Annotated in this window: 8 protein-coding genes; 5 read left to right on the top strand and 3 right to left on the bottom strand. The window is 70.1% G+C overall.

Going from position 1 to position 7,022, the window contains the following annotated elements; all coding sequences use genetic code 11:
- Together VFF46_RS28160 and VFF46_RS28155 are read left to right on the top strand one after the other, a co-directional pair.
- Window positions 1-1,119, top strand: a 1,119-nt coding sequence (locus VFF46_RS28160) for an ABC transporter ATP-binding protein (RefSeq protein ID WP_325040243.1), incomplete at its 5' end; no start/stop codon positions are given.
- Window positions 1,106-2,893 (top strand): ABC transporter ATP-binding protein, encoded by a 1,788-nt coding sequence (locus tag VFF46_RS28155; RefSeq protein WP_325040242.1) that lies wholly within the window; start codon window positions 1,106-1,108, stop codon window positions 2,891-2,893. The genes VFF46_RS28160 and VFF46_RS28155, both read left to right, overlap by 14 nt.
- Here the strand turns inward: VFF46_RS28155 and VFF46_RS28150 are convergent.
- Window positions 2,890-3,357 (bottom strand): nitroreductase family deazaflavin-dependent oxidoreductase, encoded by a 468-nt coding sequence (locus VFF46_RS28150; protein ID WP_325040241.1) that lies wholly within the window; start codon window positions 3,355-3,357, stop codon window positions 2,890-2,892. The genes VFF46_RS28155 and VFF46_RS28150 overlap by 4 nt on opposite strands.
- Window positions 3,358-3,469: 112 nt before the next feature.
- Here VFF46_RS28150 and VFF46_RS28145 point away from each other — a divergent pair, with 112 nt between their 5' ends.
- Complete coding sequence (locus VFF46_RS28145; RefSeq protein WP_325040240.1) at window positions 3,470-4,156, top strand: TetR/AcrR family transcriptional regulator; 687 nt, start codon at window positions 3,470-3,472, stop codon at window positions 4,154-4,156.
- Here the strand turns inward: VFF46_RS28145 and aat are convergent.
- Window positions 4,149-4,748 carry a leucyl/phenylalanyl-tRNA--protein transferase gene (gene aat / locus VFF46_RS28140; protein WP_325040239.1) on the bottom strand — a complete coding sequence of 200 codons (600 nt, stop codon included), beginning with the start codon at window positions 4,746-4,748 and terminating at the stop codon, window positions 4,149-4,151. The two genes, VFF46_RS28145 and aat, sit on opposite strands and share 8 nt — an antisense overlap.
- A 211-nt stretch (window positions 4,749-4,959) precedes the next feature.
- Between aat and VFF46_RS28135 the strand changes: the two genes are divergently transcribed.
- The gene (locus tag VFF46_RS28135) at window positions 4,960-5,655 is read left to right on the top strand and encodes an EcsC family protein (protein ID WP_325040238.1); all 696 of its coding nucleotides are present in this window, start codon (window positions 4,960-4,962) and stop codon (window positions 5,653-5,655) included.
- On the opposite strand, the gene VFF46_RS28130 is transcribed toward VFF46_RS28135, so the two are convergent.
- A complete protein-coding gene (locus VFF46_RS28130; RefSeq protein ID WP_325040237.1) occupies window positions 5,656-6,495 on the bottom strand; it encodes a helix-turn-helix transcriptional regulator in 840 nt (279 codons plus the stop codon).
- Window positions 6,496-6,609: 114 nt separating this feature from the next.
- On the opposite strand from VFF46_RS28130, the gene VFF46_RS28125 reads away from it, so the two are divergent.
- A partial coding sequence (locus VFF46_RS28125) for an RDD family protein (RefSeq protein ID WP_325040236.1) occupies window positions 6,610-7,022 on the top strand: 413 nt, incomplete at its 3' end.

The raw sequence follows: 7,022 nt of genomic DNA, 5'->3' as shown, positions 1-7,022 counted from the left end.
CGGCGGTTGTTCGAGCTGCAGTACGCCGCGACCCGGTTGCGGGAGCGGCCAATGATCTGGAGCCTGCTGATCATTGCGGTGGCCAACGGTGTGGTGTTCTGGGCGCTCGGCGCGGCGGCGATCGACGGCAGCCTGCCGCTGGATCGTCTGGTGGTGTTCGCGCAGGTCGCGATCGGCGTCGGGATGATCGCGTTCGGCGGGCTGAACTGGGCGCTCGACGGCGCCGCGGCCCCGGTTGCCGCAGTACGGCGACTTGAACCGGCGATGGCACCCGCCGGAGCGCTGTCAGCCGGTTCCAGTGCGACAGGGCCGGGTACGACGAGCCGGGAGGCGCGCGGGCGCGGAGCGGTGGAGGTTGAGCTTCGGGGCGTGAGGTTCGGTTATCCACAGGGGGATCGGCAGGTGTTCGACGGGCTGGATCTGACGATCCCGGCCGGGTCCTCGCTGGCGGTCGTCGGGCAGAACGGTGCCGGCAAGACCACGCTGGCCAAGCTGTTGTGCCGCCTGTACGACCCCGGCGCGGGGACGATCTGGGTCGACGGCACCGACCTGCGCGACCTCGACGTCGACGCCTGGCGGACCCGGGTCACCGCCGTCTTCCAGGACTTCCTCAAGCTCGAGCTGCCGTTGCGGGACAACGTCGCGCCGGCCGGTGCGCCCGAGGAGGACATCCGGGCCGCCCTCGCGGACGCGGGCGCGTCGGACCTGGCGGATCTCGGCACCCGGCTGGCGACCGGGTACGGCGACGGTACGGACCTGTCCGGCGGACAGTGGCAGCGGGTCGCCCTGGCCCGGGCGCTGTGCGCCGTACGGAAGGGCGCCGGTCTGGTGCTGCTCGACGAGCCGACCGCGCAACTGGACGTCCGCGGCGAGGCGGCGATCTTCGACCGGATCCTGACCGCGACCCGGGACGTCACCACGATCCTGATCTCGCACCGGTTCTCGACGGTTCGGCACGCCGACCGGATCTGCGTCCTCGAACACGGCCGGGTGGTGGAGCTCGGCAGCCACGACGAGCTGATGGCACTCGGTGGGCGGTACCGGACGATGTTCGACCTGCAGGCACAGCGGTTCACGGCCGAGGTCGACGAGGAGGGGCTGAGCTATGACACGCTCTGACGACCTGCCGAAGGCGATCCCCGCGATGTGGCGGCTGTGCAAGCTCGGCTATCAGCACGAGCCGTGGCTGTTGGTCGCCGCGTTCGCGATGACGCTTCTGGCCGCCATACCGGACGCGTTGCTGGCGTTGTGGCTCAAGATCCTCGCGGACGGCGTACTGCACGGTGATCGTCGCGCTGCCCTGCTGGCGGCGGGCGGCCTCGCGCTGTCGGTGACGGCGACGTGGTTCCTGCGCGTACTGTCGACGCGGATCTCGCGGCGGTTCCGGGACCGGGTGACGATCATGCTCGAGGCGCACGTCGCCCGGCTCCAGGCGTCGGTGTCCACGGTCGAGCACCACGAACGGCGCGACTACCTGGACCGGCTGTCCGTACTGCGCAAGCAGGTGTTCGTGCTGGACCACATGTACATGTCGCTGTTCTCCACCTGCGGCTGGATCCTGCGGCTCGCGGTGACGGTCGTGCTGCTCGTGTCGATCCACCCTGCGCTCGCACTGCTTCTGCTGTTCGCGCTACCGACCGTTCTCAGCTCCAGCTGGCGCCCCGGCGTCGAGCGTGAGGTCGAGGAGAAGTACGCCGCGCACTTCCGCCTGGCGGAGCACCTGTTCAGGACCGCGACCACACCCGCACCGGGCAAGGAGGTCCGGGTGATCGGCATCGGACCTGATCTCGTGACGGGTCGGCGCCGCGAGTGGGAGCAGTGGTACCGGCCGATCGCCGCCGCACGCTGGACGAGCGCGGTGTGGCACGGGATCGCCTGGGCGGTGTTCGGCGCGGCCTACGTCGGTGCGGTGCTGTTCGTCGCGGTCGGGCTGCACGGGTCGGTCGGTAACGTGCTGCTGATTCTTGCCGCGGGTGCGCGCCTGTCGTCGTACATCGGCGCGACCGTGGGCGAGATCGGCTTCCTGCGCGGGATCTGGCTGGACGGGTCGCGGCGGCTGGTCTGGCTGGAGAACTACGCCGCCTCGTTCGACCAGAGCGCGGATCAGCCCGCGCCGGAGCGGCTCGTGGACGGTATCCGGTTGGAGAACGTCTCGTTCTCGTACGCCGGTTCCGACCACCCGGCACTGGAGAACGTCGACCTACGGCTGCCGGCCGGCAAGGTGATCGCGGTCGTCGGCGAGAACGGTGCGGGCAAGTCCACGCTGGTGAAGCTGATCTGCAAGCTGTACGAGCCGGCCGACGGTCGGGTGTTCGTGGACGATCAGCCGCTCGACCGGATCCCGGCGGAGGCGTGGCGGGCGAAGATCGCGGGTGCGTTCCAGGACTTCTTCCGGTTCGAGTTCCGCGCGGCGCACAGCGTCGGGCTGGGCGACCTGCCGCGGCTGGACGACATATCGGCGGTGACGACCGCGGTCGGGCGGGCCGGGGCGGAGGACGTACTGGAACGGCTGGAGTCGGGGTTGGACACGCAGCTCGGCGGGACCTGGCCGGACGGTGCGGAGATCAGCTTCGGGCAGTGGCAGAAGCTCGCGCTGGCGCGCGGGTTCATGCGGGACCGGCCGTTGTTGCTGGTGCTCGACGAGCCGACCGCGGCGCTGGACGCCGAGACCGAGCACGCACTCTTCGAGCGGTACGCCGCCGCGGCGCGGGGCGGTGCCGACGGGCGGATCACGATCCTGGTCTCGCACCGGTTCTCGACGGTCCGGATGGCGGACCTGATCGTCGTACTGGACGGCGCCCACGTCGTCGAGACCGGGACCCACGAGGAGCTGATGACCCGCAACGGGCACTACGCCGAGCTGTACCGGATCCAGGCGGCGGCGTACCACTAGCGGATCTTGAAGACCGGGACGCCGGGGGCGATGTGGTGCAGGACCTCGTCGGGGGAGTTCTTGGTGACGTCGCCGCTGAAGAACGCGCCGACCTCCCACGCCCACTTCTTCAGGTACAGCCGCAGCGCGGGGAGCTTGTCGGCGTCGGCGAGCTCCTCGGCGTGGAACGTCTCCACCTTGCCGCCGAGCTGCAGCCGGCCGGTGCCGCTGGCGCGCAGGTTCTTCACCCACTGGGTGTGGCCGCGCGGCGCGACCAGGTAGCGCTGCCCGTCGATGATCAGCAGGTTCACCGGCGTACTACGCCATTCGCCGGACTTGCGGCCCTGGACCGACAGCACCCGGCTGCCCATCAGGCTCAGACCGAGCTTCGTCAGCCGCGCGACGATCCGGTTGAACACCCGCATGCTGCCCTCGGAGCCCTTGAAGACGCGGTTGCTGTCGTAGGTCTGCTTGTACTCGGTCATGGCGGGTTTCCTCCGGCTCGGCGAGAGCGGTGCTCTCTGTTGTGATCAGTGAACACCGGAGCGCCGCTCACTGTCAAGAGCACTGCTCTCGGTTTTGTGGCAGACTGACCCTATGAACGCCGGACGTACTGCCCGTGAACGTGCCCGGGCCGAGCTGACCGACGAGATCAAGGCGGTCGCCAGGCAGCAGCTGGCGACCGTCGGCGCCGAGGCGCTCTCGCTGCGGGCGATCTCCCGCGAGCTCGGCATGGTGTCGTCGGCGCTCTACCGGTACTTCGCGAGCCGCGACGAGCTGCTCACCGCGCTGATCATCGACGCGTACAACGCGCTCGGCGCGGCGGCCGAGGACGCGGCGACCGGGGGCGATCCGATCGAGGAGTGGCTCGCGATCTACGCCGCCGTACGCGGGTGGGCGCGGACTTATCCACAGGAATACGCGCTGATCTACGGGTCGCCGATCAGTGGGTACCAGGCGCCGCAGACGACCGTCGAGCCGGCGTCACGGGTACCGCTGGCGCTGCTCGGGCTGCTGCAGCGGGCGCAGGCGGACGGCCGGCTGACGGTGCCGGGGGATGCGCCGGAGCCCTCGGGTGTACTGGCGCAACAGGCCGAGGTACTGCGCGCGCTCGCGCCGGACGTACCGTCGGCGGTGCTGGTGCGGGCGGTGATCGTGTGGACGCAGCTGTTCGGGATGATCAGCTTCGAGCTGTTCGGTCAGCTGGTCGGGTCGATGGATCCGGCGGACGAGTTCTTCGCGTCGTCCGCCCGGCAGATGGCGGCGTTCGCCGGGCTCAGGTGAAGGCCTTCGGCAGCGGTACGTCGACGGCGCGGGCGACCCGGCGTACATAGGTCTCCCGCGGGATCGACACCGCGCCGAGCGTGGCGAGATGGTCGGTCACCCATTGGATGTCGAAGACCCGGTCGGCGGCGTACTCGTCGTTCAGCAGCTCGATCGTGCCCGCGACGGCCGCCTTCGAGCCGTCGGTCTCGTGGTGGAACATCGACTCGCCCGCGAACAACCCGCCGATCGCGACGCCGTACAGCCCGCCGGCCAGCTGGTCGCCGTTCCAGGCCTCGACCGAGTGCACCCAGCCGAGCCGGTGCAGCTCGGTGTACGACGCGATGATGTCGCGGTCGATCCACGAGCCCGGGCGGCGCGGGTCCGCGCACGCGCGGATCACCTGGTCGAAGGCGGTGTTCACCCGGATCTCGAACTTCGCCCGCGCCCGCCGCAGCGAACGGGACGCGGCGTAGTCGGCGATCTCGATCACACCACGGTCGACCGGCGACCACCAGAGCACCGAGCCGCGATGGTCCGGCATCGGGAACAGCCCCCGCCGGTACGCCGCCAGCACCGTCCCCGGCGCGAGATCCGCACCCCCCGCAACCACGTCGCTGCTCCCCGCCACCCCCACCGGCGGAAACTCCCACTGAGTCGGAACAGGTTCGATCGGCACCCGACCATTCTCACCTAGGGCGGAATCACCAGACACGCCCTCGGGGGACACCTAGGGTTCTTCCCGAGTGGCGGGGGGCCGGGAGGCACGTACAGTTGAAGCACGTCCGGGTTCTGACGCGTGGGGCCGGGCGGGAAGGAGCACCGTGGCCGGAGTAGCCAGGTTCGTCGCCAGTAGTCTCGCGCCCGCGGCCCAGCGGTTCGCCCCGACGGCAGCGGGCGGCGTGTTGCGCCAGATCCTCGAGATAGCGATCGACGGGTACCAGCGGTTCCCGGGCGCCGAGCGGATCGCGGACAGCAAACTGGAGCGCTGCGACGGCGACGTGACGCACGCGATCGACGCGGTCATCGACCAGCACATCCGGCTCGCCGGTGTGCAGGGGTTCGCGACCAGCATCGGCGGGCTCGTCACGCTCCCGGTCGCGCTGCCCGCGAACCTGACCGGGCTCGCGGTCGTACAGTGCCGGATGGTGGCGGCGATCGCCCACCTGCGCGGGTACGACCTCGACGATCCGCGCGTCCGGACCGCTGTCATCACCTGTCTGCTCGGCGAGGACGGGGTGGCGGCGCGGCTGAAGAAGTCCAGCCTGGTGTCCTCCCCGCTGGCGATCGCGACCGCGCCGGTGTTCGACCCGGTCCTCGACCGGCAGGTGTCCGGCGAGGTCGTCGCGGAGCTGATCGGGCGGATCAGCGGCAAGCGGATGGCGTTGACCGTCACCCGGCGGATCCCGCTGCTCGGCGGCGCCGTCGGTGCCGGCGTCGACGGCTGGAACACGTACCGCGTCGGTCAGTTCGCGGACAAGAGCCTGATCCGCCGCATCCGCCGCCCGATCGAGCCGTAACTACCGGGACTGATCCGCCGGCTGTCGGCGGGTGAGTGGGAGTTTGGCGCGGGTGTCCGCGTCGGCGGGGGTCTCCACGAACAGCACCAGATCCGGGTGCGCGGAGACGGCGAGCTCGGTGACGATCAGGTGCAGCTCGCCGGCCTGCGGGTTGTTGATCCGCCGGCGCCGCGACGTACAGGCCGCCACCTCGTGTCGCGACCAGAGCTGCTCGAACTCGGGGCAGATCGACCGCAGCCGCGCCAGGTCCGTCTCCCAGTCCGGGTCGCCGACATGCTCGCCGTACGCCGAACGGAGCCGGCCGACCAGGTACGGCACCTCGGTGTCGTAGTTGAGCAGCTGCTCGCGCGCGGACGGCTCGGTGACGATGCACCAGAGCAGGTTCTGATGAATGCAGGGCAGCTGGTGCCAGTCATGGAACAGGTCGTGGAACGCGCCGTTCGCGCGGACGATGTCGAACCGGGTGTTGGTGATCACCGCCGGCAACGGATCGAGCCCGTCGAGGATCTCCTCGAACACCGCCTCGCTCGCGCAGTCCGTCACCCGCGGCAACCGCACCGGCGTCGCCTCGGCCAGCCGGTACAGATGCTCACGCTCCACCGGCGTCAGCCTGAGCGTGGTCGCCACCGCGTCCAGCACCTGACCGGACGCGTTGATCGGCCGCCCCTGCTCGAGCCACGTGTACCAGGTCACGCCGACACCGGCGAGCTGCGCCAGCTCTTCCCGCCGCAATCCCGGCGTACGTCGCCGCCCGCCTCCGGGCAGCCCGACCTCCTCGGGCGCGACCCGCGCCCGCCGCGTCTTCAAGAACTCGCCGAGCTCAACCCGCTGCGCACTCACCCACCCAGCCTCCCCCACTCCACCGACAGTTTCAGCACGATCCGAAACCAGATGCCGGTCTGAACCGTCTGCTGGGGTGTGAGCAATGAAAAACGCGAGGCACGACTGCGCGCCATGAAGCAGGCAGGCGAGGAGCGCCGGCAGACGGCCGAGGCGTACCAACGGGCGATGACAGCGGTACGCGAGCAGGTGAAGCCGCTGCTCGGCGACCACGTGGCCAAACGTGTCAAAACCTTCGACGACCGCACGCTGTTCGTCGAGTCGACGGTCTGGGGCGCGATCATGGCCTGGCTGATCGACAGCGTTCTGGTGAACGGCACCGCGCTCGCCCTCGCCGTGCTGTACGGCGTCCGCTCGACCGACCCGAACAAGGCCGGCGGGGCCGTCGTCATCTTCGTCCTACTGCTGATCGTGCTGCCGCTGCTGTACGGCTGGTTCTACGCCAACGGCCGCGGAATCGGCGCGCTGCTCACCGGCACCCAACTGGTCCGGGTCAAGGACGGCAGCCGCGTAGGCCTCGCCAAGGC

The organism is Kribbella sp. (genome assembly GCF_035655035.1).
Lineage (GTDB): Bacteria > Actinomycetota > Actinomycetes > Propionibacteriales > Kribbellaceae > Kribbella.
Note: the sequence above shows the minus strand (reverse complement) of the source record. Positions and strands in the feature narration are given on the sequence as shown.

Excerpts from the sequence above, each read along its gene's own strand:
- VFF46_RS28155 (WP_325040242.1), top strand. The coding sequence starts at position 1,106 with ATGACACGCTCTGACGACCTGCCGAAGGCGATCCCCGCGATGTGGCGG.
- VFF46_RS28145 (WP_325040240.1), top strand. The coding sequence starts at position 3,470 with ATGAACGCCGGACGTACTGCCCGTGAACGTGCCCGGGCCGAGCTGACC.
- VFF46_RS28150 (WP_325040241.1), bottom strand. The coding sequence starts at position 3,357 with ATGACCGAGTACAAGCAGACCTACGACAGCAACCGCGTCTTCAAGGGC.